The organism is Duganella sp. Dugasp78 (assembly GCF_059491455.1).
On sequence record NZ_CP168506.1, the window covers coordinates 5,483,631 to 5,508,329 of the forward strand.

General features: G+C 61.2%; 24 protein-coding genes. 3 read left to right on the forward strand and 21 right to left on the reverse strand.

Annotated features, from left to right (window positions below):
- Position 1: 1 nt before the first annotated feature.
- Genes ACEN9O_RS24280 through ACEN9O_RS24310 form a run of 7 tightly spaced genes read right to left on the reverse strand, consistent with a single transcriptional unit; the run spans position 2 to position 6,022 of the window.
- A complete protein-coding gene (locus ACEN9O_RS24280) occupies positions 2-1,168 on the reverse strand; it encodes an ABC transporter substrate-binding protein (RefSeq protein ID WP_495614366.1) in 1,167 nt (388 codons plus the stop codon).
- Positions 1,169-1,192: 24 nt separating this feature from the next.
- Positions 1,193-1,507, reverse strand: coding sequence for a non-heme iron oxygenase ferredoxin subunit (locus tag ACEN9O_RS24285; protein ID WP_495614367.1), 315 nt, complete (start codon positions 1,505-1,507; stop codon positions 1,193-1,195).
- A gap of 10 nt (positions 1,508-1,517) precedes the next feature.
- Positions 1,518-1,997 (reverse strand): aromatic-ring-hydroxylating dioxygenase subunit beta, encoded by a 480-nt coding sequence (locus tag ACEN9O_RS24290; RefSeq protein WP_495614368.1) that lies wholly within the window; start codon positions 1,995-1,997, stop codon positions 1,518-1,520.
- Positions 1,994-3,247: an aromatic ring-hydroxylating dioxygenase subunit alpha gene (locus tag ACEN9O_RS24295; RefSeq protein ID WP_495614369.1), complete on the reverse strand. Its 1,254-nt coding sequence runs from the start codon at positions 3,245-3,247 to the stop codon at positions 1,994-1,996. Before ACEN9O_RS24295 ends, ACEN9O_RS24290 begins: the two co-directional genes overlap by 4 nt.
- Positions 3,248-3,249: 2 nt before the next feature.
- Entirely contained in the window at positions 3,250-3,951 is a 702-nt protein-coding gene (locus ACEN9O_RS24300) for a fumarylacetoacetate hydrolase family protein (RefSeq protein WP_495618532.1), read from the reverse strand.
- A gap of 32 nt (positions 3,952-3,983) precedes the next feature.
- Positions 3,984-5,012, reverse strand: a complete 1,029-nt coding sequence (gtdA, locus tag ACEN9O_RS24305; RefSeq protein ID WP_495614370.1) for a gentisate 1,2-dioxygenase — start codon at positions 5,010-5,012, stop codon at positions 3,984-3,986.
- A 23-nt stretch (positions 5,013-5,035) separates the two neighbouring features.
- On the reverse strand, positions 5,036-6,022 hold the full coding sequence (locus tag ACEN9O_RS24310) for a 2Fe-2S iron-sulfur cluster-binding protein (protein ID WP_495614371.1): 987 nt from the start codon (positions 6,020-6,022) through the stop codon (positions 5,036-5,038).
- A gap of 115 nt (positions 6,023-6,137) precedes the next feature.
- Here ACEN9O_RS24310 and ACEN9O_RS24315 point away from each other — a divergent pair, with 115 nt between their 5' ends.
- Positions 6,138-7,076 carry a LysR family transcriptional regulator gene (locus tag ACEN9O_RS24315; protein WP_495614372.1) on the forward strand — a complete coding sequence of 313 codons (939 nt, stop codon included), beginning with the start codon at positions 6,138-6,140 and terminating at the stop codon, positions 7,074-7,076.
- Between the two features lie 45 nt (positions 7,077-7,121).
- Here ACEN9O_RS24315 and ACEN9O_RS24320 read toward each other — a convergent pair whose 3' ends face one another.
- Complete coding sequence (locus ACEN9O_RS24320; protein ID WP_495614373.1) at positions 7,122-8,333, reverse strand: MFS transporter; 1,212 nt, start codon at positions 8,331-8,333, stop codon at positions 7,122-7,124.
- On the reverse strand, positions 8,330-9,346 hold the full coding sequence (locus ACEN9O_RS24325; protein WP_495618533.1) for an alpha/beta hydrolase: 1,017 nt from the start codon (positions 9,344-9,346) through the stop codon (positions 8,330-8,332). Before ACEN9O_RS24325 ends, ACEN9O_RS24320 begins: the two co-directional genes overlap by 4 nt.
- A gap of 200 nt (positions 9,347-9,546) precedes the next feature.
- Between ACEN9O_RS24325 and ACEN9O_RS24330 the strand changes: the two genes are divergently transcribed.
- Entirely contained in the window at positions 9,547-10,440 is an 894-nt protein-coding gene (locus ACEN9O_RS24330; protein ID WP_495614374.1) for a LysR family transcriptional regulator, read from the forward strand.
- Between the two features lie 67 nt (positions 10,441-10,507).
- Here ACEN9O_RS24330 and ACEN9O_RS24335 read toward each other — a convergent pair whose 3' ends face one another.
- The 4 genes from ACEN9O_RS24335 to ACEN9O_RS24350 all read right to left on the reverse strand — a co-directional run bounded on the left by ACEN9O_RS24335 (position 10,508) and on the right by ACEN9O_RS24350 (position 14,385).
- The gene (locus ACEN9O_RS24335) at positions 10,508-12,709 is read right to left on the reverse strand and encodes an OsmC domain/YcaO domain-containing protein (RefSeq protein ID WP_495614375.1); all 2,202 of its coding nucleotides are present in this window, start codon (positions 12,707-12,709) and stop codon (positions 10,508-10,510) included.
- Positions 12,710-12,794: 85 nt separating this feature from the next.
- Positions 12,795-13,523, reverse strand: a complete 729-nt coding sequence (locus ACEN9O_RS24340; RefSeq protein ID WP_495614376.1) for a hypothetical protein — start codon at positions 13,521-13,523, stop codon at positions 12,795-12,797.
- Between the two features lie 128 nt (positions 13,524-13,651).
- Positions 13,652-14,065: an SRPBCC family protein gene (locus tag ACEN9O_RS24345; RefSeq protein ID WP_495614377.1), complete on the reverse strand. Its 414-nt coding sequence runs from the start codon at positions 14,063-14,065 to the stop codon at positions 13,652-13,654.
- The gene (locus ACEN9O_RS24350; protein WP_495614378.1) at positions 14,062-14,385 is read right to left on the reverse strand and encodes an ArsR/SmtB family transcription factor; all 324 of its coding nucleotides are present in this window, start codon (positions 14,383-14,385) and stop codon (positions 14,062-14,064) included. Before ACEN9O_RS24350 ends, ACEN9O_RS24345 begins: the two co-directional genes overlap by 4 nt.
- 275 nt (positions 14,386-14,660) lie before the next feature.
- Between ACEN9O_RS24350 and ACEN9O_RS24355 the strand changes: the two genes are divergently transcribed.
- Positions 14,661-17,852, forward strand: coding sequence for a di-heme oxidoredictase family protein (locus ACEN9O_RS24355; protein WP_495614379.1), 3,192 nt, complete (start codon positions 14,661-14,663; stop codon positions 17,850-17,852).
- 15 nt (positions 17,853-17,867) lie between these two features.
- Here ACEN9O_RS24355 and ACEN9O_RS24360 read toward each other — a convergent pair whose 3' ends face one another.
- From ACEN9O_RS24360 to ACEN9O_RS24395, 8 genes are all read right to left on the reverse strand, one after another.
- Complete coding sequence (locus ACEN9O_RS24360) at positions 17,868-18,749, reverse strand: copper resistance D family protein (protein WP_495614380.1); 882 nt, start codon at positions 18,747-18,749, stop codon at positions 17,868-17,870.
- The gene (locus ACEN9O_RS24365; RefSeq protein WP_495614381.1) at positions 18,749-19,120 is read right to left on the reverse strand and encodes a copper resistance CopC family protein; all 372 of its coding nucleotides are present in this window, start codon (positions 19,118-19,120) and stop codon (positions 18,749-18,751) included. Before ACEN9O_RS24365 ends, ACEN9O_RS24360 begins: the two co-directional genes overlap by 1 nt.
- A gap of 11 nt (positions 19,121-19,131) precedes the next feature.
- Positions 19,132-20,523, reverse strand: a complete 1,392-nt coding sequence (locus tag ACEN9O_RS24370; protein ID WP_495614382.1) for a multicopper oxidase family protein — start codon at positions 20,521-20,523, stop codon at positions 19,132-19,134.
- Entirely contained in the window at positions 20,520-21,878 is a 1,359-nt protein-coding gene (locus tag ACEN9O_RS24375; RefSeq protein ID WP_495614383.1) for a TolC family protein, read from the reverse strand. Before ACEN9O_RS24375 ends, ACEN9O_RS24370 begins: the two co-directional genes overlap by 4 nt.
- A 53-nt stretch (positions 21,879-21,931) precedes the next feature.
- A complete protein-coding gene (locus ACEN9O_RS24380; protein WP_495614384.1) occupies positions 21,932-22,279 on the reverse strand; it encodes a hypothetical protein in 348 nt (115 codons plus the stop codon).
- Between the two features lie 188 nt (positions 22,280-22,467).
- Positions 22,468-23,685, reverse strand: a complete 1,218-nt coding sequence (locus ACEN9O_RS24385; protein WP_495614385.1) for a nucleotidyl transferase AbiEii/AbiGii toxin family protein — start codon at positions 23,683-23,685, stop codon at positions 22,468-22,470.
- Complete coding sequence (locus tag ACEN9O_RS24390) at positions 23,667-24,143, reverse strand: helix-turn-helix domain-containing protein (protein WP_495614386.1); 477 nt, start codon at positions 24,141-24,143, stop codon at positions 23,667-23,669. The genes ACEN9O_RS24385 and ACEN9O_RS24390 overlap by 19 nt, the downstream gene beginning before the upstream one ends.
- A gap of 97 nt (positions 24,144-24,240) precedes the next feature.
- Positions 24,241-24,636, reverse strand: coding sequence for a GNAT family N-acetyltransferase (locus tag ACEN9O_RS24395; RefSeq protein ID WP_495614387.1), 396 nt, complete (start codon positions 24,634-24,636; stop codon positions 24,241-24,243).
- Between the last annotated feature and the right edge of the window lie 63 nt (positions 24,637-24,699).

Genomic DNA, 24,699 nt, shown 5'->3' on the forward strand with positions numbered 1-24,699 from the left:
CTCAAGGCAGGCTGCATTTGGACTGGTAGCTGTCGGCGTGGGCCGTCAGCGCAGTGCCCAGCAGCTTGACGGTCGGCTTGCCGGCCTCGCTGACGACCTGGAAGGCGTAGTAGTTCTGCACAGGCATATTGTTCTTGTTGAAGCGGAACGGACCGCGCACCGACTTGAACTCGGCGCCGGCCGTCTTCACGGCGGCAGCCAGCGCGCGCTTGTCGCCAGCCTGCGCACCGGCCTTGCGCAGCGCCGCATCGAGCAGGCGGGCCGCATCATAGCCGGTGGCTGCGTATTCGCTCGGCAGGCGCTTGTAGCGGGTGTTGAAGGCGCTGACGAAGGCGCGGTTTTCCGGCGTATCCAGCGCCGCATCCCACATGGCGCCGAAGGTGGTGCCGACGGCCGCCTCGCGCAGCGCCGGCATGGTGGTGCCGTCCACCGTGAACACCGAGTAGTTGGGCAGCTTGGCCATCATGCCGGCCTGGCTCAGTTGGCGGATGTAGTTGACGCCCATGCCGCCCGGGTAGAACGCGAACACCGCGTCCGGCTTGGCCGACTGCAGCTGCGCGATCTCGGCCGAGTAGTCGGACTGGCCCACCTGGGTGTAGACCTCGTCGACGATCTCGCCCTTGAAGTAGCGCTTGAAGCCCTGCAGCATGTCCTTGCCGGCCTGGTAGTTGGGCGCCATCAGGTAGACCCGCTTGTAGCCCTTCTCCTGCATGAACTTGCCCATGCTCTCGGCCGAGCCGTCGTTCTGCCAGGCGATGGAGAACACGTTCGCCGCGCACGAGGCGCCAGCCACCGGCGACGGTCCCGCGTTGGTGGCGATGGCCACGGTGCCGGCATCGACGATCAACTTGTGGCTGCCCATCAGGACATTGGAGAAGCCCAGGCCGACGATGGCGTTCACGTGTTCCTTGTCGATGAACTTGCGGATAATCTGGTTGCCCACTTCCGGCTTGAGCTGGTCGTCTTCCTTCAGCACCGTGATGGTCTGGCCGCCAAGCTTGCCGCCGCCCTGCTCCAGCGCCAGCATGAAGCCGTCGTACTGGTCCTGGCCGACCACGGCCACCGGGCCTGACAACGGCGCCGAGAAGCCGATCTTGATTTGTGCCTGGGCTTGTGCGACGCCGGCCAGCATCATGGCGAGAGCGGCGGCGATGTATTTCTTATTCATTTCTGTCTCCTGGTTTTTATTCGGTCAGCCCAGATCTACGTAGACCCGGCCGTTTTCGATCTTCACGGGATAGCAGCGCACCGCCTCGGTGGCGGGCTCGCAGCTGGCGCGCCCGTTGCGGATATCGAACTTGCCCTGGTGTAGAGGGCATTCGATCTCATGCCCGTCGAGGAAACCGTCGCACAGGCGCGCGTTGCCGTGGGTGCAGAGGTTGGCGGTCGCGTAGACCTGTCCTTCCACGCTGTACAGGGCCAGCTCGGTGCCGCCGGCCGCCACCGACGTGACGTCGTCTTCCGGCACGTCCGCCTCGGCGGCCGCGTCGATCCAGTTGTTTGCCATGGTGGTCTCCTCAGATTGGATAGATCAGCGAGTTGGCGATCATCTCGGTGTCGTAGATGCAGTGGCGCTGCTCGAAGCGCAGGCCCTGCGGCGTAATGCGGATGCGGTCCAGGTAGCGGCCCACGTTGAACACCGTGCTCTCCTGCGACAGCTTGGTGCGGAACACGGCGTAATTGGCCTGCGCCACGATCACGCCGTCCTCCACCTTCTCCACCAGCGGCGCGCCGGTGACGTGGCGCTGGTAGTATGGGTCGTGGAACAGCGTCTCCTTGATGCCATAGGCGCGGTCGCGCAGCATGCCCTTGCTCAGCAGCGCCAACGTGGCCAGCGGGAAGCCCCGCTCGTGGTTCTCGCGCGGCGTCACGCGGTAGTCGCAGTCGTCGACGAACAGGTCTATCCACTTGTCCCAATCACCGTTGTCGACCACCGCCGCATACTCGGCGTACAGGCGGTTCAGCGCCAGGAAGGTGTCGATGTCTATCGCGCTCATACGTCCATCACCTTTCGCCAGTAGTTGTACATGCCCCGTATCAGGGTCTCGGTAACCATGTGGTCGGTGTTTTCGGCGTCGTAGCCACCCAGTTCCGCCACCGTGCGGTGGCTGGGCTTTTGCTCGAAGCCGTTCTGCGACAGCTCGATCACTTCACCGTCGTCGGCCGACACGAAGCCGGCGGGCCCGAACAGGTTGGCCTGGATCAGGCGGCGCTCGGTCATCTCCGGCGTGTCGTCCTCGAAGCCGAAATGGGTCCAGACGAAATCGAACGATCCCTTGCCGTTGGGCTGGATGTGGCGGGTCGAGACGCTGTTCACCTGCTGCTGGAAGATCACGCTGGGGAACACGGTCATCATCACGGCGGTCGGTCCCTTCCACCACGCCTCAGGCACGATGTCGAGCAGGCGCTTGTCGTTCACCTCCATGCCGGCCTTGAAGCTGGTGACGCCAGCCGTCACCTCGCTGGTCGCGGCCTGCTGGCTGCGGGTCGAGATCATGGCCGCGTGGCGGTAGTGCGCGTCCATCTTCAGCTCCGACTTGTTATCGGCGCGCCACAGGCCGTAGGTGACGAACCAGGTGTGCAGCAGGCCCGGATGGTACGGGTCCTTGATATTCTCCTGCATCAGCTTCCAGTTGCCGGGAATGCGCTGGCGGTTGTAGCCCAGGATGGTCAGCTTGCGGCCATTGAACAGGCGGTCGAAGTAGCCGCATATGTCGGGGCCGAGGAAGTCCTCCAGCGATTCCACGTCATGGTCGAACGAGGCGAACACCACGCCGCCGCGCACCGCCACCTTCAGCTGGGTCAGGCCATGGTCGGCGGTGTCGAACTCCTTGGGCATGCCGCCATTGACCTTGCCATCCTGCTTGACGCCACGCCGGAACGGCACGCCCTGCAGGTCGCCCTTGAGGGTGTAGCTCCACTGGTGGTAGGGGCAGACGAATTCCTTCTTGTTGCCGTGACGTTCGCGGCAGAACTGCATGCCGCGGTGCGCGCACACGTTCTCCACCACGTTCACGCTGCCGTCGGCGGCGCGGGTCAGGATCACGGAACGCTCGCCGATCACCGAGCGCTTGTAGTCGCCCGGGTTGGGGATCTCGGCCTCCAGGCCGACGTAGCACCAGTGGCCCTGGTAGAACAGGCGTTCCAGTTCGCGCTTGTAGAGCGACTCGTCGGTGTAAGCCCAGAACGGAATGCGGCTCGATCCCGGCTGGTCCCATACAGGCTTGATGGGGAATACGGCGGCCATGATCAGGCTCCCTCGACGCGCACCGTGATCGGTGCCAGGCCGGCCACTTCGCCAACCATCACGTCGCCGGCCACCACGCTGTTCACGCCCTCCGGCGTGCCGGTCATGATGACGTCGCCCGGCTCCAGCGTCTCGTACTCGGACAGGTAGGCGATCGACTCGGCCACCGACCAGATCAGCATGGAGATGTCGGAACCCTGGCGCGGCTGCCCGTTGACGGTGACCGCGATGCGGCCCTGCTCCAGGTGGCCGACCTGCGCCACCGGCGAAATCACGCCGATCGGCGCCGACTTGGCGAACGATTTGCCGAACTCCCATGGACGGCCCTTGTCGCGCGCATCGAGCTGGATGTCGCGGCGGGTCATGTCCAGGCCGACGGCGTAGCCATACACGTGTTCCAGCGCCTGGTCGAGCGGGATGTTGGCGCCGCCCTTGCCGATCACGGCCACCAGCTCGATCTCGTGGTGGAAGTTGCTGGTCTTGGGTGGATACGGAATCGTCACCTCGGCGGCGCCAACCGGTACGGCGGCGTTGGCCGGCTTCATGAAGAAGAACGGCTTTTCGCGGTCCGGGTCGCGGCCCATTTCGCGCGCATGCGCCGCGTAGTTGCGGCCCACACAGAAAATGCGGTTGACGGGAAAGCGCTCTTCGCTGCCGGCGATGGCCAGGCTGTAGACAGGTGCGGGTGGGACTGCGTATTTCATCATGGTCTCCAGGTTTTGTGAGGGAGGTGGTATCAGTGCGCCAGCTTTTCTTCGCGCCACAGGCCCAGCGCCTGCTGGATGGGGCGGTCCGAGAAGCTGAACAGAATGGTGTCGGCGCCGGCGCGCAGGCGCAGCGTTTGCCAGGACGGCACCACGAAGACGTCGTTGGGCGCGAAGTCGAATTGCTGGCCGTTGATGTCGGCGCTGCCTTCGCCTTCCAGGCAGACGTAGATGGTGCTGTCGGTGCAGCGGTATGGCAGCGTTTCAAAGCCGGCAGACAGGCGCTGGGCGAAGGCGCCGATGGTCGGCATCGGCGAGGCGCCGGTGGCCGGGTTCACGTAGCGCAGCTTGTGGCCGAAGTGGGCGTCGATGGCGCCGCGCGCTATGCCCAGCAGGGACTCGCGCGTTTTCGCAAACGGGTAGACGAACACCTTGGTCGGCTGCGCCGCAGTCTGGGCGAAATCGACCGGCAGCATGTTGTTGCCGTAGCGGGCCAGCGCATCGCCTTCCGGCCGTGTCGCCTGCTGCACCGCCTGCGCACCATGCTCGGCGAAGCCGGCATCGAAGAAGCGCACGGTCGGGATGTCCAGGCCGTCCAGCCACACCACCGGTTCGTCGCCCAAGTTGCCGTGGTCATGCCAGGTCCAGGACGGAGTGATGATGAAATCGCCGCGCCGCATGGTCGTGCGTTCGCCGTCGACGGCGGTGTAGGCGCCCTCGCCGTCCAGCACCAGCCGCAGCGCGGACTGGCTGTGGCGGTGGGCCGGCGCCACCTCGCCCGGCATGATCAGCTGCAGGCCTGCGTACAGCGACTGCGTGATCGACGAATTGCCGCGCAGGGCCGGATTTTCCAGGATCAGCACACGGCGCTCCGCCTCGGCGGCGGTGATCAGTCGGCCCGCTTCCATCACATGCTGACGCACGTCGGCGTAGCGCCACAGCGCGGCTTGCAGCGGCGATGCCGGTTGCTTGGGCACCAGCGCGCCCAGCACCTCCCACAAAGGAGTCATGCAGTGCTGGTCGATGCGCCGGTAGAAATCCTGGCGGGCAGTGTTGGTCATGTCTCGTCTCCGGTTAATGGTGTTCAGATGCCGCTGGCGTAGAAAGCGTCCGCATAAACGTGCTCGGGCAGCACGCCTTTTCTCTTGGCCAGCATGGCCGCCGCCTCCACCATCGGCGGCGCGCCGCACAGGTAGGCGCGCCAGCCGGACAGGCTGTCCCAGTCATGGTTGAAGGCGTCGGTCACCAGGCCGCTGCGCCACTGCGGATCGTGCTCGCCGGTGCTGACGATGATGTGCAGGTGCAGGTTGGCGTGGCGTGCGCGCAGCTGTTCGAGCCATTCCAGGCCGTAGATATCGCGCTCGGTGCGTACGCCGAAGTACAGGTGGATGGGTTGGCTCATGCCCTCGGCCAGCGCGGCGCGCACGATGGACAGCACCGGCGCCAGGCCGGTGCCGCCGGCCACGCACAGCATCGGGCCCTGGTGCTTGCGGCGCAGGTAGGCGGTGCCCAGCGGACCGCTGACGCGCACCGCGTCGCCCACCGCCAGCGCGGTCTCGACATGCCCGGTCACGCGGCCGTCCGGCACCAGGCGCAGGTGGAATTCCAGTTCTTCGTCGCCGGGGACATTCGCCATCGAATACGGGCGCACCAGGCCGGGGCCGAACTGCAACGTGGCGTACTGGCCGGGCGAAAACTCCAGTGGCTTGGCTGGCTTCAGGCGCAGGCGGCGGATGTCGTGCGTCATCGCTTCGATCGCCAGCACGGTGGCCTTGATGATGCGCGCCGGGTGGGTGACCACTTCATCGGGCTCCGGCACTTCGATCACGCAATTGGTGCTCACGGTGCTCATACAGGCCAGCACGTAGCCCTCGTCGTCCGGGTGGGTGATCTTGGCTTCGCGGCCTGCTTCCAGCACTTCGCCCTGCAGCACCTTGCAGCGGCAGGTGCCGCAACGGCCGGCGGTGCAGCTGTAGGAGATGGGGATCTGGTGCTCGCGCAGCGCCGTCAGCACATTGGTGCCGGCCTCCACGTTCAGGGTGCGCCCCAGCGGTTGCACGACTAGTTCCATGACTCCTGTCCCCATCTGTTTTATTGATTGATGGGCAAAGTATAGAAAGCAGAGTAATATAAATAAATAGCATCTCGTGAATGCTACAAATCACTGTCAGCAATATTACAAAGCCATGGAACTGAAAGACGTCGACCTCAATCTGCTGCTCGTGTTTAACCAGCTGCTCGCCGAACGGCGGGTCTCGAAGGTGGCGGAGGCGCTGGGCATGACCCAACCCGGCGTCAGCAACGCGCTCAAGCGCCTCCGGCTGTTATTGGGGGATGAGGTGTTCGTGCGCACCGCGCGCGGCATGGAACCCACGCCGTACGCGCTGCGGCTGGCCGAGCCTATCGGCTATGCGCTGTCAACCATCCACGATTCGCTGAACGAAGTCTCACACTTCGACCCGGCCAGCAGCACGCGCAGGTTCACGCTCGGCATGACCGATATCGGCGAGGTGTATTTTTTGCCGCGCCTGATGGAGGTCTTGCGCAAGCACGCGCCGGGGGTGACCGTCAGCACCGTGCGCAACACTGCGGTGAACCTGCAGGATGAAATGGAAGCGGGCCATGTGGACCTGGCGATGGGACTGCTGCCGCAGCTGAAGTCCGGCTACTTCCAGCGCCGCCTGTTCCACCAGCGCTACGTGTGCATGTTCCGCAAGGGGCACCCGCTCGACAAGAAGAAGCTGACGGTGGAGGACTTCCGCAATGCGGACCATGTCACGGTGGTCTCAGCCGGCACCGGCCACGCCATTGCCGACCAGGCCATCGAGCGGCACGGCATCAAGCGCAACATCGGCCTGACCGTGCCCCACTTCGTCGCGGTGGGCCACATCCTGTCCAACAGCACGATGATCGCGACCGTGCCCGAGCGCTATGCGATGGCCTGCGTGGAGCCGTTCGGCCTGCGCTATGTGGCCCATCCGCTGGCGCTGCCCGAGATTAATATCAACGTGTTCTGGCACGCCAAATTCAACAAGGACCCGGCCAACAAATGGCTACGCGGCCTGATCTTCGATCACTTCGCGGATGGGCGAGACATCAAGCCCGTACCCGCCGGCGGCGCATGACGCCATTCGATATGGAATGCTGTAAATGCACGAGCCATGGCATTGTCAGCCAACATCCACATGTGCGCCTCCTTTCACTACTGATCGCGCAGTCAGTCCAGCGAGAATGGCAGCAAGCGCCAATATTGCCGCACTTGCCGCGAATGTGCTCTCAAAACCACGATGATCAAACAATACACCGCCAATCGTGGAGCCCAAGGCGATGGCCAACTGAATCACAGCGACCAGCAGACCACCGCCAGCTTCGGCATCGTTGGGCATGGTTTGAGTAATCCAATTCCACCAACCCACTGGGGCAGCGGTTGCTGCCAGGCCCCAAAGACCCAGCAGAGCAGCCACAGGTGCAATCCGGTCTCCAAACGGAATCAGCGTCAAGGCAATTACGGCCATCAATATCGGAATGACGACCAGAGTTTTGTAGAGGCCGCGCTTCAACACCGGACCCACGGCTACCGTGCCAATGAACCCCGCTACGCCGATAAGCAACAATACCAACGACAGTGTGGACACCCCGACATGCGTTATCGTCTCAAGGAAGGGCCGCACATAGGTGAACAGTGCGAACTGCCCCATGAAGAATGCACCACATGCAACCATGCCCAAAGCAACGGTTCGGCTCTTGAGCAGCCTGAAAGCATTGCCGATTCCTGCCGCCCTTGCCTCAGGTCGCATATTAGGCAGACTGATCCACTGCCATGCCGCTGCGATCAATGCAACGGGCATCAGGCAATAGAAGGCGCCACGCCACCCAATGACGGCTCCAAGGTGGCTACCCAATGGCGCAGCGATCACTGTAGCCAGGGCATTGCCGCCATTAAAAAATGCTAGTGCTTTTGGCACCTGGGCAGCGGGCACCAAACGAATCGCAGTTGCAGCAGACATGGACCAAAAGCCGCCGACTACCACACCAATCAGTGCCCTGCCCAGCATGTAGATTTCATAGTTTGGAGCCAGCCCGACACAGGCTCCGGATACCGCCATTAACAAGGTAAGCCCAAGCAGCAGTGTTTTGCGGTTCATGCCACCGGCGAGCGTAGAAACAGACAGGCTTGCCAGCACTGCGAACGCACCAGATATGGCAATGCCTTTTCCCGCCATTCCTTCCGTTACGTGAAGGTCAGCAGCTATCGGAGTGAGCAAACTGACCGGCATGAATTCAGAGGCGATCAAGGCGAACACGCAAAGGGTCATTGCAAATACACCGTCCCAATTTGTCAGGCGTTCGCTTCCCGCGGTTGCTGTCAAATTGCCGTTCATGCCAAGTGCTGTGCAAAGAACGAACTCAGTTTGGTCCACGGAATGAGATTCACACGGTCATACAGATCAACGTGACCAGCGCCAGGAATAATGTGTAATTCCTTCGGTTCTGCAGCCAGCCGGTAAGCGTCTTCACTGAATTCCTTGGAATGGGCTTGATCACCGGTGATGAACAACATCGGACGTGGGGAAATCGTTTCAATATCATGGAACGGATAGAAGTTCATGAATTTGACATTACTTGTGACTGTTGGCTTCGTCGTCCTCAACGGGGAGACACCAGCTGGCGTGAACTCACCGCGCGGTGTGCGATAGAAGTCATAGAACTCCCGCTGGATGGGATGCGTGTTCGCAGTCAGTTCCAGATCGGTGCCTCCTGCAACGGCGGCTTCAGCACCCTGGAATTCCACGTAGCGACGCTGGGCCGCTTCAGCAACGATGGCTTTGCGCTGCTCAACCGACATTGAATGGTGAAGGGCATTGCGATTGACTCCTCCCATGTCATACATGGAAACCGTGGCAACGGCCTTCATACGAGGGTCAATCTTGGCTGCGCTGATGACAAAGCTACCGCTGCCACAGATACCAAGAACACCAATCTTTTCCCTGTCAATGTAGGGCCGTGTGCCCATGAAGTCCACCGCCGCACTGAAGTCTTCTGCATACACATCGGGCAGGACGGCATTGCGTGGTTGGCCGTCGCTCTCACCCCAGAATGACAGATCAATCGACAAGGTAACGAAACCTTGTTCAGCCAGCTTCTGTGCATAAAGATTGGAACTTTGTTCTTTGACGGCGCCCATTGGATGACCCACGATAATCGCTGGGTATTTCCTGGACTGATCCAAATTCTTAGGGGTGAACAAATTCCCCACGACATTCATCTGATACTGATTCTTGAAGCTGACTTTTTGCACATTCAGCTTGTCACTCTTGTAGAAGTTATCTGCACCATGGGACATATCAGGACTCACTTTCTTATCGGTTGCAAAGGCTGTACCAGAGACAGACATGAACCCTAGTGCAGCCAGGCATGTGGTACTGTTTTTGAGGAAATCGCGCCGGGCAGCAGAACTCAGTTCGCTCTCCAGGCTGGAAATTGTTGGCATGTTCATGGTCGGCTCCGTTAAAAATCACACCCCGAATGATGCCGTCTATGCCGCCCGTTGATTAGATGGTGCAATCTTCATGCAGTTGTGAGAAAATTTCAGCAATGACAAACTTCAAAGTCAACGATCTTCAAGCCTTCCTGGCCGTGGCACAGGATCGGAGCTTTACCAAGGCAGCGGCCAAGCTAAGACTCACGCCGTCTGCCCTAAGCCACACGATGAGAACTCTCGAAGACAGGCTTGGGGTGCGGCTGCTGACCCGCACTACACGCAACGTCGCCCCTACCGACGCTGGGGAGCGGCTTATGCGTGCCATCGCGCCACTATTTGATCAAATCGCCTTAGAGGTTGATGCGCTTGGTGAACTACGAGATAAGCCAAGAGGTAACATCCGTGTGACATGCACAGATGATCAAATTGAAATGTGCCTGCGGCCTAGGTTGGCCGAGTTCCTGAAGAACTATCCAGACATAACATTGGAACTCTATGTTGATTACGGCTTCACCAATGTCGTTGAAGAACGATTTGATGCAGGCATCCGTTTAGGCGAAGCAATCAGCAAAGACATGATTGCTGTCCGTATCGGCCCAGACTGGCGATTAGTTGTAGTGGGATCACCAGATTACTTTGACCGTCATCCTGAACCGAAAACACCTCACGAATTGACTAAGCATTCCTGTGTCAATATCAGACATAGACCTTCAGGTTCCATTTACGCGTGGGAGTTCGAGAATGACAGCAAAGCTTTTACCGTAAAGGTGGAGGGACAGCTTGTTTTCAACAGCATCATGCACGTTCTAAATGCTGCTATGGACGGAATCGGCTTGGCCTATGTTCCCGAAGAATTGGCCGCACCTTACTTGGCGAATGGAAGACTCAAACGGATTCTTGAAAGTTGGTGCCCGTACTTCCAAGGTTATCACCTGTATTACCCGAATCGACGACAAGCCTCGCCTGCCTTTACTGCATTTATCGAGGCACTTAGATACCGAGGCTGAGTGAGGATGCTGTCGGTCACCGGGCACTTGGTGCCGACACGTCACCTCACTCCAGTGACAGACAGTCCTAGCTGGATTCAGCCGCCTTGGCGCGCGCCACGTGCAGTTTTTTGTAGCTGTCGATCAGGCGCTGGTGCCTTTCCAGTCCCTCCAGCTTCATGCTCGTCGGCGTCAATCCGTAGAAGCGCACGCTGCCGTCCGCCGAACCAAGCACCGCGTCCATGCGCTCGTCGCCGAACATCCGGCGGAAATTGACCACGTAGTCGTCCAGTTCCATGTCGTCGTCCAGGACCACCTCCAGCACCACATTCAAAGCCTGATAGAACAGCCCGCGTTCGAGCGTGTTGTCGTTGTATTGCAGGAAGGCTTCCACCAATTCCTGTGCCGCTTCAAAGTCCTGCAAGACGAGTTGTATCAGCAGTTTCAATTCCAGCACAGTCAATTGACCCCAGACCGTATTCTCGTCAAACTCAACGCCGATCAAGGTCGCGATATCGGAGTACTCATCCAGCTCGCTGTTCTCCAAACGCTCAATCAGCGCTTCCAGGCTGGCATCATCCAGGCGATGCAAGTTCAGAATATCGGCACGGAACCGCAATGCTTTGTTGGTGTTATCCCAGATCAGATCTTCCACCGGATAGATTTCCGAGTATCCCGGCACCAGGATGCGGCACGCGGCGGCGCCCAGCTGGTCGTACACGGCCATGTACACCTCTTTGCCCATGCCTTCGAGGATGCCGAACAAGGTCGCGGCTTCTTCGGCGTTGGAGTTTTCACCCTGGCCGGAGAAATCCCATTCGACAAAATCGTAGTCGGCTTTGGCGCTGAAGAAGCGCCACGACACGATACCGCTGGAATCGATGAAGTGTTCGACAAAGTTATTCGGCTCGGTTACGGCGTTGCTGACGAAGGTAGGCCGCGGCAAATCATTGAGACCTTCGAAACTACGGCCCTGCAGCAATTCGGTCAGACTACGTTCCAGCGCCACCTCGAAGCTTGGATGCGCGCCGAACGACGCGAAGACGCCGCCTGTGCGCGGATTCATCAGGGTCACGCACATCACCGGATACTCGCCACCCAGCGACGCATCTTTCACCAGCACCGGGAAACCCTGCTCTTCCAGGCCTTTGATGCCGGCCACAATGCCGGGGTATTTCGCCAGTACTTCGTCCGGCACGTCAGGCAAGGCGATTTCGCCTTCCAGGATTTCGCGCTTGACCGCCCTTTCGAAAATCTCCGACAAGCATTGCACCTGGGCTTCGACCAAGGTATTGCCGGCACTCATGCCATTGCTGACGAAAAGGTTTTCGACCAGGTTGGACGGGAAATACACCACCTCGCCGTCCGACTGCCGCACGTATGGCAGCGAGCAAATACCGCGCTCGACGTTGCCCGAGTTGGTGTCGTACAGGTGCGAGCCGCGCAGCTCTCCATCTGGATTGTAGATTTCCAGGCAGTACTCATCCAGAATTTCAGCCGGCAGCGCGTCTTTGCGGCCAGGCTTGAACCAGCGTTCGTTCGGGTAATGCACAAACGCCGCGTTGGCGATGTCTTCGCCCCAGAAGCTACCTGCGTAGAAATGGTTATTGCTCAGTCGCTCGATATACTCGCCCAACGCCGACGCCAACGCGCTTTCCTTGGTCGAACCCTTGCCGTTGGTGAAGCACATCGGCGAGTGCGCGTCGCGGATATGCAGCGACCACACATTGGGAACGATATTGCGCCAGGAGGCGATTTCAATCTTGATGCCCAGGCCCGCCAGCAATCCCGACATATTGGCGATGGTCTGCTCCAGCGGCAGATCCTTGCCGGCGATATAGGTGTTCGCTTCAGAGTCAGGATTCAGTGTCAGCAAGGCTTGCGCATCGGCATCCAGATTCTCCACCGATTCAATCACGAACTCCGGGCCGGCCTGCACCACTTTTTTCACGGTGCAGCGATCGATGGAGCGCAGGATACCTTCGCGGTCCTTGTCCGAAATATCGGCCGGCAATTCAACCTGGATCTTGAAAATCTGCTGGTAACGGTTTTCAGGGTCAACAATATTGTTCTGCGACAGGCGGATGTTATCGGTAGGAATATTGCGAGTCGAGCAATACAACTTGACGAAGTAAGCCGCGCACAAGGCCGACGAGGCCAGGAAGTAGTCGAACGGACCGGGCGCCGAGCCATCGCCCTTGTAGCGGATAGGCTGGTCGGCGATCACCGTGAAGTCGTCGAACTTGGCTTCCAAACGGAGCTTGTCGAGAAAGTTGACCTTGATTTCCATAGCTGAATTCCAATTTTGCGCAAAATAATCCAGCATTATCCGCCCTTTTAGCCGGACAGCAAAGGCTGCTGACCGGCCGTGCCCCTTACGCCGGCAGCGGTACGCCGCCGCTGGCGTGAACGGTAACCGTGAACTTGTTACGCACCAGCAGGACCGCAACCGCCAGATTCCCGATCGCTTGCGCAGCCAGAATGCTGAGGATGGCCGTGAGGTTCATGTTAGCGCCGGCGACAACGACGGTGGTCACCACCAGCGCGCCGGACAACAGCCCGATCACGCCGAGCACGCGCTGGACGCCGCGCCCACCCAGCAACACCAACGACCACCCTATTCCCGCCACGGCCTGTAACACCCAACCCACGCGCGCCATATCGGTCAAGGCCACGCCTGTGAAGGCGATCATGTTATAGCCCTGTTTGGCGCTATCGGGCGAGGCGCTGGCGAACATCGCGGCCAGGTCACCGCTGACAAAGCCATCGAGCGTGGTCGCGCCTATCATCGCCACGCAGCCTATCAGGTAGGTCGTCAAACTGGCCAGCACCAGTGGCCGCCGCAGGTCCAGCCGGTTGGCCAGGGTGGCGTAGCCGAAGGCATATGCCAGCACGCTGGCAATCGCCACCGTGTGCACCAACGCCTTCATCGGTCGCATCGCGACCATGCTGGCCATGATTTCCTGCGGCGTGGCGCCGGTGGCGCCCTGGTCCAGGGCGACGAAGATCGTCGACAGGATCGTCGCGGCGGCGATCGCCAGGCCGGCGCTGCGGACTGCGGAGCGCTGCTGCTTGTCGGCCAAGGTCTGTGCTGAGTGATACATATTGTCCCCTTAGATAGTCGGTTGAACGTGAGGTTGATTCCTCACGCCGGAACCGACTTTAAGGGGACTGCGATGCTGGTTTATGTGGTTTTTGTAAATTAATGTGAAGCGGCCGCGCCGACGGGCGATCAGGCGCCTTCCTTCGCCACCACCTGCTCCAGCGAGTTGAAGAAATGCTGCCAGCCATATTGGGCGCCCTGGTAGGCCTGCTCCTGGTCCGGCCGGAAGCCGGTTTGCTCCATGCGCAGATGGGTGCCGTTGGCGGTCGCATCCAGCGTCCAGGTCACCACGCTCTCCAGCCCCATGGCGTTCCAGGTGTAGGACAGCGTCCGTTGCGGTTCGACTTCCATCACTTCGCAATCGACCGAGCCCCAGTCCGCGCGGAAGTTAAAGTGGTGGCCCGACACAGGCTGGAAATCATTCTTCATCAGCCAGGCCTCGATCAGGTGCGGCTGGGTCAGCGCCAGCCACAGCTTTTCCGGCGGATGTGAAAATTCCCGTTCGACTACGACGGTGCGGAGTTGAGATGCGATATCGTTCATTGGTCCATCCTTTTCAGTAGGTCATCAAGATCGTCGAACCGGTCGTTCCAGAATTGGCTCATCTGGCGGGTCCAGTCCAGCAGCGGCGTGAGCGCCTTCGGTTGGGCGCTGTAGTGGGTCTGGCGTCCCGCATGCCGGTCCAGCACCAGCCCGGCTTGTTTCAGCACAGCCAGGTGCTTGGACACAGCCGGCTGCGACACCTGCGCGTGGACGGTCAACCCGCCTACGGTTTGTTCGCCGCCAGTACATAGCCGTTCGAAGATGGCCCGCCGGGTGGGATCGGCAAGCGCCCGAAACAGCTCGTCATGTGAGTTAGTCATTTCAATCCATAGCCACTAAGTTATGGATTAAATCATAGCCATCCGGTTATGAATAGTCAAGCGAAATATGCCGGCGTCGCGCGCGCACGCTTGACATGCACGATGCCTGGGGCTATCTTGGTAGCTGTTGCTCCATCGAAAGTTTTCACAAAACGCAAGCGGGGCAAGTGTCAGCTACACGCCTCTCGCAACCCTAACCTTGACTGAATAGCCGCGCCCGACAGCAAAGCCACGGCCGAAAATGGAATCGATTCCATTCACACAAAGGATGCACAATGAATAATCGTTGCAGGAATCTAGCGCTGCATGGCCTCCCCGTCGCCTTGTCGCTATTGCTGGCAGCTTGCGGCGGTGGTGGCGATCAGGCCGCCACGCCGCAGGCGGCGCGCACGCTCGGCGCGATGAAGCTCCAGGGCGGCGCTGCCTCGGCCGAAACCGCGCTGACGCCGCTCAGCGCCACGGCCAGCTCGTCCGAGCGGGGCGACTTGTCCGCCGCCGCCGCCATCGACCATAACGACAGCACCCGCTGGAGCAGCGGATTCAGCGACGACCAGTACCTGACGCTGGACTTCGGCACGTCCCAAGCCATCACCCGCGTCCACATCGAGTGGGAAAACGCGCATGCCGTCCAATACCTGCTGCAAGTATCCGACGACAACTCGACCTGGACCACGATCAAGACCGTCGACAACAGCCAGGGCGGCAGCGAGGACTGGACCGGCCTGACCGGCCAGGGCCGCTACCTGCGCATGAAAGGCGTCAAGCGCTCCACCCAGTACGGCTATTCGATCTTCGAGATCCAGGCCTTCACCGGCACCCCGGTCACGACGCCGCCGGTGGACACTCCGCCGCCTGTGGTGATCGACCCGACCAAGCCGGGCGTGGCGATCAAGCCTGTGGCCGCGACGTCGTCGGCGGTGGAAAACGGCGGCCTGTCGGCGGCCATGGCGATCGATGGCAAGACCACCACCCGCTGGGCCAGCACGGCCGAAGACGGCGCCTGGATCCAGTTCGATTTCGGCGCCAAGACCCAGGTCGGCTACATGAAACTGCTGTGGGAGAACGCCTACGGCAAACAGTACGCGCTGCGCGTGTCCGATGATGGCCAAAGCTGGTCGCAGGTGCGCTACGTCAGCACCGGCCAGGGCGGCACCGAGGAGTTCTACAACCTCGGCATCAACGCCCGCTACATCCGCCTGCAAGGCGTGGCGCGCGCCACCCAGTACGGCTACTCGCTGTACGAAGTGGAATTCAAGACGCCCGGCAGCGACAACACCCTGGCCAGCACCGCCACCTCGCCGTTGAAATATCCAGCCAGCGGCGCCGGCTGGGCGCCCTTGCCCGCCGCCGCCCAGCCGCTGGAAACGCTGCAATTCACGCTGCCTGACGGCACCCTGGTCACCCGCTTCGGCGCGCGCGGCCTGGCCCGTCACGGCCGCGAGCGCGGCGAGGAATGGAATGAAATCGGCTACGGCCCGAACGACACCGTCGATCCCGCCACCGGCCTGCCGCTCGACAAAGGTCCGGGCAACTACCTGACCTTCGTGTCGAACTACTTCAAGAACCGCACCTGGGGCGTCGAGATCATCGACAACAGCCGCGTGCCCGGCGTGACCAAGCCTGTGCTGATCGTCAACCAGTACACCACGGTCGACTTCCTGTCCGGCGGCATCGCCTTCTTCCGCGGCTTCGACCGTCCCGGCGTCACCGGCTACGGCTGGATGGCGCCGGGCGAGCTGGTGGATCGCAGCGTGGCGGTCTGCAACCCGGTGGCCTTCCCCGCCGCCGGCAAGCTGGCCAGCGTCGACGGCATCAACGGCGCGTGCACACTACGCATCAAGGAATATCCAGGCCACGGCGACCTTGACGCCAACGGCATGCCGAATGGTCTGGACGTGAAGGCGCGTCCACTGGTAGCTGGCGACATCATCGAAGTCTCGCCGTCGATGTTCTCCACGACTGCATCGATGACCGCCCACGGCGACACCGGTGGCATCCGCTACTACTCCTACGAGTGGACTTATGTGGTCGGCGCCGGCCTCAAGCCGTGGTATGGCGTGCAGCCGCGCCTGAACTCCGTGCCGCTGCCGGAAGAGACGCTGTCCGGCGGCCAGGGTTCGGTGTCGTACAACTACTCGGACAACGGCCTGTTCATGTTCCAGCAGCCGCACAACAACATCGGCATGCAGAATATGCAGCGCTTCGTTGAAGGCCGCCGCCTGGTGCACACCAACTTCACCACCGGCGACCACAATGAACCGGGCAACGACCGCTACCTGCCGGCTGTGGGCTTGCAGGGACAACGCTTCAATCAATCCGCCTGCATCGCCTGCCACGTCAACAACGGCCGCAGCCCGGCGCCCACCGCGATCAGCCAGAAGCTGGACAACATGGCCATCCGTGTCGCGACCACCAACGCGCAAGGCCAGCAACTGCCGCATGCGCAGTACGGCACCGCAATCCAGATGAACGCGGTATCTGCCAGCGGTGCGCCTCAAAACTGGGGCAATACTGTCAGCGTGGGCGGCTTCGAGGCCCACACCGTCAAGCTGGCCGACGGCACTGCCGTCGAACTGCGCAAGCCGACGCTGGCCTTCGAGGGCCCGGTACCGGAAATCTACTCGCTGCGCGCCGCCCAGCCGATGATAGGCGCCGGCCTGCTGGAAGCCATACCGGAGGCGGATATCATCGCCCGCGCCCGATCCACGCCGGATCCCGATGGCGTGGTGGGCGTAGCCAACTATGTCTACGAACCGGAAACGGGCGCGGTGCGCCTGGGCCGCTTCGGCTGGAAGGCCGGCAAATCGACGCTGCGCCACCAGGCCAGCGAGGCGCTGCTGCTGGACATGGCCGTCACATCACCTGTCTATCCCAACCGCGCCTGCGCCACCGGCCCGACCGGCTGCGCCGCCGGCGGCACGCAGAAAGGCATCTCCGAAGCCGACCTGCAATCGATCTCGCGTTATCTGTCGCTGGTCGCGGTACCGGCACAACGCAGCATCCCAAGCGGCTTCCCGAAAGGCGTGGCGCCGCTGGATGAGCATCGCGTCGATGCGCAGCAGGTCGCCGCCGGCGCCAAGCTATTCCAGGGCATGCGCTGCGTGGCTTGCCACACCGCCGAGATGAAGACCGGCTCCGGCCACCTGTTCGCGGAACTGCGCAACCAGACCATCCATCCGTACTCCGACCTGCTGCTGCACGACATGGGTACGGGCCTGGCCGACAAGTTCATTGAAGGCCAGGCCAAGGGGGGCATGTGGCGCACCTCGCCGCTGTGGGGCATAGGCTATACCGACAAGGTGATGGGCAACAGCAGCAAGGTCGGCTACCTGCACGACGGCCGCGCACGCAACCTGACCGAAGCCGTCATGTGGCACGCCGGTGAGGCCGACAAATCGCGCCAGCGCTTCGAGAACCTGTCGAAGGCTGACCGCGATGCCTTGCTGGCCTTCCTGAAATCCCTGTAGCGACGGCAGCCGCCGTCACATTGCTGTCGGCGGCTGTTGGGACGTGAGGATGGCGGCGGCCAGTATGGCGCCGAGCAGCAGCACCATCTCAACCCGCAAAGCCAGCCGCACCGTCACAACGCCCTGATACGAGCGGGACGCGGCTGGCAAGCCGACAAATTTGTTATAGCCGCCGATGCCGACGGCAGCCAGAACCAACGCCACCTTGCTCAGCAAGATATAGCCGTAAACGGTATTAATCAAATTGTCGGCGCTGCCGACACGGTGCCAGCCGCTGTAAATGCCCGTGGCGATAATGGCGATTACAGCGCCCGTCGCGGTGCGCGACATCGAATCCAGATACCGGTGCATCTGCGCCGCCGACATCCGCGCATACAGCACGCAGCAACCCGACACCGCCACCACGCCCACCCAGACCGCGATCGCGGACAAGTGGATGGACTCCGCAGCCATCGCCACGGTCCAGATGCCCTCCTCGCCAGCATGCCCCATGGACGACCGGGCCACCGCAAAGACAAGCAAGCCCACAGCAACTGCCAGCTCGCCAGCGGCCGGTAGGCGCCGCGCCCAACGCAACCCAAACACCGCGAGCAGCGCCATGGCGGCGACGCCGCCAGTCCATCCGTAAGCCGTGCTGGTGACCATCATCCAGAACATGCCGCACGCTTCGGGCAGGCCGGTACCGCCCATGACGGCGGTCGCAGCCAGCAGCGATACGACGCTGGCCACGATGGCAACACCGGCCGCCAGCGAATCGAAACTGCGTAACTGCACGTCGGCATCAGACGGCAGCCAGCGCCGCGCGCACCAGGAACCGGCCAGCCAGCTGGCACCGCAAATCAACAGGAACGCAGAGCTGATTTGCAGCAGCCAGACCGCATCGAATCCAGCACCCACTATTTGACCGTGAACGTGAACTCGCCCTTGCGGCGATGACCGTCATGGCCCGCCACCGCCCACCCGACCGTGTATGCGCCAGCTGGCAGCGGCGGCAAGACCAGCCGCAGGATAGCCGGATTGGCCACATCGACCGTGGCCTTGGCCTTGTCGGCAACCGCATGGCCACCGGCATCCATCAAGGTGATGCTGCTGAACGCCTGCTCCACCTTTTCGTTAAATGTCAGCGCGATCTCTTTCGGCGCCGCGTCCAGCACGGCATTGGCGGGAGGATTGGCATTCTTCAGGCTTGCGTGAGCCGCAGCGAATGGCGTGGTCAGCGTCGCCGCCGCCACGATCAACGAGGCTACCAGGGTATGCAATATCTTCATGTGTTTTCTCCTTAATGTCCGCTATGGCTGCTCGGCTTGCGCACGGTCAGCTCGACGTCTGGTTGGTTCAAGGCCGGCATGGACTGGCCGCCGGCGGTGTATTTTCGTGCTGGTTCCGGCAAGGCGCCGGTCCATTCGTAGGCCAGCGTTCCCGCTGGGTGCTTGTACCAGCCCGGGTCCGTGTAATCGCCGCGCTTCTGCTCCTTGCGCACTTTGACCACCGTGAACATGCCGCCCATGTCCACGCCGCCGAACGGACCTTCGCCCGACATCATCGGCAGCGTGTTTTCCGGCAGCGGCATCTGCATGCCGCCCATCGAACCGCCCTTGTCGCCCATGGTCATATAGTCCGGCACGATCTTGTTGATCTTTTCGGCGATGCCGCTATGGTCCACACCGATCATGGTCGGCACGTTGTGGCCCATGGCGTTCATGGTGTGGTGCGACTTGTGGCAGTGCAGGGCCCAGTCGCCCGGTTCGGTGGCGACAAATTCGATCGCCCGCATCTGGCCTACCGCGATATCGGTCGTCACTTCCGGCCAGCGCGATGCCGGCGGCGTCCAGCCGCCATCGGTGCCGGTGACGAAGAACTCGTGGCCGTGCATGTGTATCGGATGGTTGGTCATCGTCAGGTTGCCGACGCGGATGCGTACCTTGTCGCCCTGCCGCACCGGCATCGCATCGATGCCGGGGAATACGCGGCTGTTGAAGGTCCACAGGTTAAAGTCCAGCATGGTGTTGGTCTTGGGCGTGTAGCTGCCGGGATCGATGTCGTAGGCATTCAGCAGGAAGACGAAGTCACGGTCCACCGCGTACTGCGTATGATCCTTGGGGTGCGTCACCCAGAAGCCCATCATCCCCATCGCCATCTGCGTCATCTCATCGGCGTGCGGGTGATACATGAAGGTGCCAGGGCGTTTGGCGACAAACTCGTAGACGAAGGTCTTGCCCGGCTCGATGCCCGGTTGCGTCAGACCGGTCACGCCGTCCATCCCGTTCGGCACGCGCAGGCCGTGCCAGTGCACGCTGGTGTGTTCCGGCAGTTTATTGGTGACGAAGACGCGCACGCGGTCGCCCTCCACCACTTCGATGGTCGGACCGGGCGACTGGCCGTTATAACCCCACAGCCTGGCCTTCATGCCGGGCGCCATTTCGCGCTCCACCGGCTCGGCGATCAGGTGGAATTCCTTGACGCCGTTATTCATCCGCCACGGCAGCGACCAGCCGTTCAGCGTCACCACAGGGTTGAATGGGCGGCCGTTGGACGGCAGCGGCGGCACGTGAGTGCTCGCGTTATCCATCGTCATCGCTTCCGGCAGCGTCGCCGCGCCGGCCCTGCTGACAGCGGCCGCGCTGACTGCGATGGCGCCAGCGCCTTTGAAGAAGTCTCTACGTGAAGTCATGGGTTCATCCTTGTTTCGCTGGCGCTGCCGCCGTTGACGGCCGCTTGCAGGCGGGTGTCGGCGATCCAGAAATCGCGCTGTGTTTCGATGGCGGTGTTGACGCTGTTGAGCTGCTCGCGCGAGTCGGCCAGCAGTTCGAACACGCTGGCCAGCATGCCGTTGTAGCGCAACAGGACCTCGTCGGAGATCTTTTTACGCAGCGGCACCACCTCGTCGCGGTAGTTGCGCGCGATCTCGTAGGTGGTGCGGTACGACGAATACGCCTCGCGCACCTCGGAGCGGGCGCGCACCGCTGTATCCGCCGCACGGTAGACGGACTGCATGTACTGCGCCTGCGCACGCGCCACCTTGGCGCCGCCCCAGTCGAAGATCGGCAGTTCAAACGTGACCTGGTAGCCGTTTTCGCGCGGCAGGCCAGTGGTGCTCTTGTTGGCGTAGCCGGCGTCGAACACGTTGATAAAGCCAATGGCCTTGGTCAGGCCGAGGGCATCGGCAGTGGCTTCGGTATCGCGGCGCGCGGTCACCATGTCCAGCCGCTGCGACAGCGCCTGGGCTTCTGCGTTGTTGATCTCCTGCGGCCGCTGCGGCAGATCGGGCAAGCGGTCCGGCAGCGTGAAGCTCTGCTGTCCGTCCCGCAGCCCAAGGAGGCGTATCAGTTGTTCGCGTGTGGCCAGCGCTTCGTGGCGGCTGCGGGCCTGCTGCGTCAACGCGTCCTGATAGAAGGCCCGCTCGCGGGCCTGATCCAGCTTGCTCCAGTTGCCGGCCTTGAACATTTGTGCCGCCAGCTCGGACGAGGCTTCAGCGGCGCCGCGTACCTGCTCCGCAAACGCGGCCGATTGCGCGGCGGACACCGCCATGAAGTAGGCACGCCGGGTGTCCGCCGTCAGCTGGACGGCCTGCGCGGCGGCGCGCAGCTTGGCCTGTTCGAAGCGCCGCTGTTCGATGCGCGAACGCGCCGGCAGCATCAGCAGACCGGCGATGTCGAACATCACGCTGCGATCGATCTCGGTCTCGCTGCCGCCGCGGATGCGGCCGAAGCCGAGGCTGGGGTTGCGCATGCGGCCGGCCTGGACGAACTCGGACTCGGATACGCCCAGTTCCGCAAAGGAGGCCTTGAGCGCTGGGCTGTTCAGCAGTGCTACTTGCACGGCGCTTTCCGGGGTGAGCGCTTGCGCCAGCAACGTGCTTACTTGCTGGTCGTTGTTGGCGTCGGGGGCAAACCGGGCCGGCTGGCCAATGCGCTCCTGCGTCAGACGGGAGACCTCATTCAGCCCGCCGTCATTGGACAAGCTGGCACACCCTGTCAGCAGCGCAAGCGAAACTCCTGCGGGCAGCAGTATATGGAAGTGTTTCATAGGATTCCTGGAAAATTACGGATACGCGGGACAGGCCCGCAGCTTCGGCAAATTCAGGACAGGCGCGGCGGACGCTCCAGCGTGGCGGGAATATGGGTGATCATCGACGGTTCGGCGGCGATGAAGTCAGCACCGGAAAACGATGCTGGCAGCACGAGAGACGGCACGCCTGGCGGCGCGGAAGCGCCAACGCAGCTGGCGCAATGACTACACTTGCCATGCGCACCGGAAGTCTGCAGGTCCGATTTCGCGGGCGCACAATGGTCCGCCTGCGCCGCTGGCTGGCTGGCCTTCTGCACCGGCAGCGTCACCGTCGCACACGGAATCAAGGCGACAGCCATCCCTTGCAGCGGCAGGGCTGCAATCAAAATCCAGAGCAGGAAACGGATGAATGGACGCATGGTGGGCTAAATGGTACAGCAGTCTCTCTTGAACAGGCAACTCTGCACACCTTACACCTTCCCACTGCGGCAAGGTCAAGCATTAGTTTGTCTGTCGGCGTAACGTCATTCGGAAAGCATCGCTACATGGAAGTCCCTTGCGCGTCCAGTGGAAGCTGGAAAGCCACTGCTGCGCTGTCTATAAGAGTCTATCGTGCAGGCGTAAGTCCATCGGCCATGTATGTTCGCTCGACAAATTCCAACATAGTGGTATTGATGACCTCTCGATCTGGCGCGTAGTGTGCCTCTCTGTGGCAGTTCGGGCAGATCGCAACGCAATTTCGTGGGTGATCGCTTGTGCCGATCCCAAGAATATGATGCACGTCGAGAAAGCCGGGAAACGACCTGGTAGCGCCACAGGTTGGCCGTTCGCAGATGCTCTCGGCGCGCGCCAGCACTGCGGCGCGAACCTGCGGATTGCGCTTGACTTCCGATCGTATTACCAAGCCAGTTTCAGGAGCACCTGTTCCGAATAGATCTTCATTCGGATGCGGGCAATCGTCGAAAGTATCGTCTATAACCACCGGAATTCTTCGAACTTCTGGGAGATCGACCAGATCAATAACATCTGGCCATTCCCACAATACGTCTGGTACTTCATGCGCATCTGGCGTTCTTGTATCTTGCAGGTAGATGGTAGGACTAGAGCCGTTTCTCGCGTGATTTTTTTTAACACGTTCCATTTTTCCGGTGGAGATCAGTCGCTCACTTACGGCGGCTTGCGTATGCCAAATTGCCGGCAATTGGCTAATCGGCACCATGGCCGCAAATGTCATTATGTCGCCGTCTCGCTGCGCGATCAATGCATGTGTAATTGACTCTGCCAAGTCTCGATCAACGATATATTGCAGAGTCAAATCCCAGTCGCCTTTCACCAATTCCGATTTAAGTTGGGCAGCGGAATATTTAGTTCCAGCCTCCCGGCGCCAACAAAGGCGTACGCGCATTTTAAGTGGCTCGCCGCCAGGCGCCTCGGCAAGGATGACTTGGGACTGCACTTTCCCATGCAAATTACGTCGATCTTCCGTGATAGAAAACCCTCGGCTTTCCAGAAATGGTGCAATTGCATCTCGGGAGCGGCTTTCCAACTCGTAGCTTTCGGGTTGCCTAAAGGCCCTTTTCACCATTGATAAACTCCGGGGCGTAGCGAAACCAAGCGACTGCGGATCTGGTACAAAGATATCGATGTCCTTGCTGAAGCGGTGACCGTAGCGCAGCATGAGGACGGTCCCACCGCCGAAGGTCCAGAACGGATCATCCCGGCCATGTCTGGCGATCTCGCCGACAATCCTCAACGCTTGGGTGAACAACGTCTCCCAGGTGCGAGGAATTCCCGGTGCACCTGCCATCACCAGACCGCTCTGCATACTTTCCATTGTTTAGCCCACTGGCCGAGGTTTTTCATGATTTTTTTTGCTGGCACGTCGGTCGTGGCAGCCTCGGCGACGGCCTTGACCACGACAGGAAGCGGTGTCTCATCAAGCAGAGCCATCAAATGTGGTTGGAACTGTTCCGGCGCGTGGCCGGAACGCAGCGCCAACGACAGCACGTCTGGCGTCATCACGTCCCGGTAGCTGGTGCTGATGCTGCGCGCGGCGACCGCCAGCGCGCTCTTCATGCTGGATGGCTGCACGGTCTCCATATCAAGGCCCAGAACATCCATCACGGCCTTCAACTTGGTATAGCCGAGATCCTTCAGCGTCCCGTTCTCTAACTGGTTGATCGTCACGCGAGAAAGGCCAGCGAACTTGGCCACGTGCTCCTGCAGCAGGCCAGCCTGGATACGCCTGCTATGAATTTCGCCGCCGATCTGGGCCAAGTCCATGGTCACACCCATTTAATGTTAAGTATATTTAACATTATAGTGTGGATTATCGAAATTCCAAGACGGATTTATGGCTGCGCGCCGTGGGTAGTGCAACTTACGGGAGGATCTCGGCGATCATCTCGCCTTGGTCATCGAGCCCGCATTCGCGGAAGCCGAAGCTGCGGTAGAACTCGCGCGCCACCGCGTTGCCCGGCTTGTAGTAGATGATGATGCGCTGGACGTTGGGCTTGGCGCGCAACTCGTCCAGCAGCAGCGCCATCGCCTTGCGGCCGATGCCCTTGCCCTGCTGCGGATAGTCGACCATGAAGCGGTAGATGCCATACAGGCCGGGGACATCGTCCACCCGACAGTCGTACAGCAGAAAGCCGGCCGGTTCGCCCTCGCAGTAGATCCCGCGCGTGGATAAATCGGGATAGAACTTGGACTGCGCGATCGAGTAGGCATTGCTGTCCAGGTAATCGCGCTGGTGCTCCGGTAGTTCCATGTCCATGAAGCTCTCAAAATTGTCTTCATCGATGTCTTGCAGTGTGACGTTTGATGCCATTAAAGTCCG

What these genes read in the sequence shown, in the direction of transcription:
- ACEN9O_RS24280 (WP_495614366.1), bottom strand. Translation starts at nt 1,168, where the DNA reads ATGAATAAGAAATACATCGCCGCCGCTCTCGCCATGATGCTGGCCGGC.
- ACEN9O_RS24285 (WP_495614367.1), bottom strand. Translation starts at nt 1,507, where the DNA reads ATGGCAAACAACTGGATCGACGCGGCCGCCGAGGCGGACGTGCCGGAA.
- ACEN9O_RS24290 (WP_495614368.1), bottom strand. Translation starts at nt 1,997, where the DNA reads ATGAGCGCGATAGACATCGACACCTTCCTGGCGCTGAACCGCCTGTAC.
- ACEN9O_RS24295 (WP_495614369.1), bottom strand. Translation starts at nt 3,247, where the DNA reads ATGGCCGCCGTATTCCCCATCAAGCCTGTATGGGACCAGCCGGGATCG.
- ACEN9O_RS24300 (WP_495618532.1), bottom strand. Translation starts at nt 3,951, where the DNA reads ATGAAATACGCAGTCCCACCCGCACCTGTCTACAGCCTGGCCATCGCC.
- gtdA (WP_495614370.1), bottom strand. Translation starts at nt 5,012, where the DNA reads ATGACCAACACTGCCCGCCAGGATTTCTACCGGCGCATCGACCAGCAC.
- ACEN9O_RS24310 (WP_495614371.1), bottom strand. Translation starts at nt 6,022, where the DNA reads ATGGAACTAGTCGTGCAACCGCTGGGGCGCACCCTGAACGTGGAGGCC.
- ACEN9O_RS24315 (WP_495614372.1), top strand. Translation starts at nt 6,138, where the DNA reads ATGGAACTGAAAGACGTCGACCTCAATCTGCTGCTCGTGTTTAACCAG.
- ACEN9O_RS24320 (WP_495614373.1), bottom strand. Translation starts at nt 8,333, where the DNA reads ATGAACGGCAATTTGACAGCAACCGCGGGAAGCGAACGCCTGACAAAT.
- ACEN9O_RS24325 (WP_495618533.1), bottom strand. Translation starts at nt 9,346, where the DNA reads ATGTCTGTCTCTGGTACAGCCTTTGCAACCGATAAGAAAGTGAGTCCT.
- ACEN9O_RS24330 (WP_495614374.1), top strand. Translation starts at nt 9,547, where the DNA reads ATGACAAACTTCAAAGTCAACGATCTTCAAGCCTTCCTGGCCGTGGCA.
- ACEN9O_RS24335 (WP_495614375.1), bottom strand. Translation starts at nt 12,709, where the DNA reads ATGGAAATCAAGGTCAACTTTCTCGACAAGCTCCGTTTGGAAGCCAAG.
- ACEN9O_RS24340 (WP_495614376.1), bottom strand. Translation starts at nt 13,523, where the DNA reads ATGTATCACTCAGCACAGACCTTGGCCGACAAGCAGCAGCGCTCCGCA.
- ACEN9O_RS24345 (WP_495614377.1), bottom strand. Translation starts at nt 14,065, where the DNA reads ATGAACGATATCGCATCTCAACTCCGCACCGTCGTAGTCGAACGGGAA.
- ACEN9O_RS24350 (WP_495614378.1), bottom strand. Translation starts at nt 14,385, where the DNA reads ATGACTAACTCACATGACGAGCTGTTTCGGGCGCTTGCCGATCCCACC.
- ACEN9O_RS24355 (WP_495614379.1), top strand. Translation starts at nt 14,661, where the DNA reads ATGAATAATCGTTGCAGGAATCTAGCGCTGCATGGCCTCCCCGTCGCC.
- ACEN9O_RS24365 (WP_495614381.1), bottom strand. Translation starts at nt 19,120, where the DNA reads ATGAAGATATTGCATACCCTGGTAGCCTCGTTGATCGTGGCGGCGGCG.
- ACEN9O_RS24370 (WP_495614382.1), bottom strand. Translation starts at nt 20,523, where the DNA reads ATGACTTCACGTAGAGACTTCTTCAAAGGCGCTGGCGCCATCGCAGTC.
- ACEN9O_RS24375 (WP_495614383.1), bottom strand. Translation starts at nt 21,878, where the DNA reads ATGAAACACTTCCATATACTGCTGCCCGCAGGAGTTTCGCTTGCGCTG.
- ACEN9O_RS24380 (WP_495614384.1), bottom strand. Translation starts at nt 22,279, where the DNA reads ATGCGTCCATTCATCCGTTTCCTGCTCTGGATTTTGATTGCAGCCCTG.
- ACEN9O_RS24385 (WP_495614385.1), bottom strand. Translation starts at nt 23,685, where the DNA reads ATGCAGAGCGGTCTGGTGATGGCAGGTGCACCGGGAATTCCTCGCACC.
- ACEN9O_RS24390 (WP_495614386.1), bottom strand. Translation starts at nt 24,143, where the DNA reads ATGGACTTGGCCCAGATCGGCGGCGAAATTCATAGCAGGCGTATCCAG.
- ACEN9O_RS24395 (WP_495614387.1), bottom strand. Translation starts at nt 24,636, where the DNA reads ATGGACATGGAACTACCGGAGCACCAGCGCGATTACCTGGACAGCAAT.